The 357-nt window shown below is 33.9% G+C and carries 1 protein-coding gene; it reads left to right on the forward strand.

Going from position 1 to position 357, the window contains the following annotated elements:
* A partial coding sequence (locus tag LJE11_RS19410; RefSeq protein ID WP_173684250.1) for an IS607 family transposase occupies positions 1-357 on the forward strand: 357 nt, incomplete at both ends.

Here is a 357-nt window from a genome sequence, read left to right on the forward strand (position 1 = left end):
TAGATATTATTCTGATGAGCAACTCAACCAGGTAATAAATGTAAAGCCTAAAAACCGCATTACAATTGGATATTGTCGTGTTTCCAGTCATAAACAGAAAGATGATCTGGAACGACAGATTGATAATGTTAAAACATATCTTCTGGCAAAAGGACAGCCGTTTGAGATAATAAGTGATATCGGTCCCGGAATTAATTATAAGAAAAAAGGGCTCCAGGAATTGATCAGGCGAATATCTCAAAATCAGGTTGAAAAGGTTGTTGTTTTGTATAAAGATCGGTTACTGCGATTTGGTTTTGAGTTGATAGAATATATCGCTTCACTTTATAATTGTGAGATTGAGATTATTGATAATAC

Source organism: Blautia sp. DFI.1.216 (assembly GCF_020594215.1).
Lineage (GTDB): Bacteria > Bacillota > Clostridia > Lachnospirales > Lachnospiraceae > Blautia_A > Blautia_A wexlerae.